Below are 859 nucleotides of genomic sequence, written 5' to 3' on the forward strand. Positions count from 1 at the left end.
GGTTCGAGCCCTGTATCCTCCATATCGAGTCGTTAGCTCAGTTGGTAGAGCAACGGACTTTTAATCCGTGGGTCGAGGGTTCAAGTCCCTCACGGCTCATGACCCTAATTTGCGGGTGTGGCGGAATTGGCAGACGCGCTAGATTTAGGTTCTAGTGTTTTCGGACGTGTGGGTTCAAGTCCCACCACCCGTATTGCCAACCACATATTGACAATTTGCCGATTTAGCTCAGTTGGTAGAGCATCTGTCTTGTAAACAGGGGGTCGTACGTTCAAGTCGTATAATCGGCATTTATATTTTGCGGAAGTAGTTCAGTGGTAGAACATCACCTTGCCATGGTGGGGGTCGCGGGTTCGAATCCCGTCTTCCGCTTTCATCAATATGCCGGAGTGGCGGAATTGGTAGACGCACGGGACTTAAAATCCCGCGGTTAGTTTCAACCGTATCGGTTCGACTCCGATCCCCGGCATTGATGATGCGCCCTTAGCGCAACTGGATAGAGTGTCTGACTACGAATCAGAAGGTTGAAGGTTCAAATCCTTCAGGGCGCATTTAACGGGAAATGGCTCAGTTTGGTAGAGCACCTGGTTTGGGACCAGGGGGTCGCAGGTTCGAATCCTGTTTTCCCGATTGTAATCTAATGGTAATTGGTTACATTTTGGCGGTGTAGCTCAGCTGGCTAGAGCGTCCGGTTCATACCCGGGAGGTCGAGGGTTCGATCCCCCCCGCCGCTATATTGTGAGCTTGGACCTTTAGCTCAGTTGGTTAGAGCAGACGGCTCATAACCGTCCTGTCGTAGGTTCGAGTCCTACAAGGTCCATTAAGTTTTTAATAATTATCGCGGGATGGAGCAGTCTGG

9 tRNA genes are annotated in these 859 nt (G+C 50.9%); all 9 read left to right on the forward strand.

The features are described 5' to 3' along the window. Window positions 1-26: 26 nt before the first annotated feature. The 9 genes from FC57_RS10395 (at window position 27) to FC57_RS10435 (ending at window position 820) form a co-directional block, all read left to right on the forward strand. A tRNA-Lys gene (locus FC57_RS10395) sits at window positions 27-99 on the forward strand. Window positions 100-111: 12 nt separating this feature from the next. Then, window positions 112-193 (forward strand) — tRNA-Leu (locus FC57_RS10400). 24 nt (window positions 194-217) lie between these two features. After that, window positions 218-290: transfer RNA gene (locus tag FC57_RS10405), tRNA-Thr, on the forward strand. Between the two features lie 10 nt (window positions 291-300). Further along, window positions 301-372: transfer RNA gene (locus FC57_RS10410), tRNA-Gly, on the forward strand. Between the two features lie 11 nt (window positions 373-383). Then, window positions 384-469, forward strand: a tRNA-Leu gene (locus tag FC57_RS10415). A gap of 8 nt (window positions 470-477) precedes the next feature. Beyond that, window positions 478-551: transfer RNA gene (locus FC57_RS10420), tRNA-Arg, on the forward strand. A 5-nt stretch (window positions 552-556) separates the two neighbouring features. Then, a tRNA-Pro gene (locus FC57_RS10425) sits at window positions 557-630 on the forward strand. Between the two features lie 30 nt (window positions 631-660). Beyond that, window positions 661-734 (forward strand) — tRNA-Met (locus FC57_RS10430). A gap of 12 nt (window positions 735-746) precedes the next feature. Further along, window positions 747-820 (forward strand) — tRNA-Ile (locus FC57_RS10435). Window positions 821-859: the final 39 nt, after the last annotated feature.

Origin of the sequence: Lactobacillus ultunensis DSM 16047, from assembly GCF_001436305.1 — a bacterium.
Lineage (GTDB): Bacteria > Bacillota > Bacilli > Lactobacillales > Lactobacillaceae > Lactobacillus > Lactobacillus ultunensis.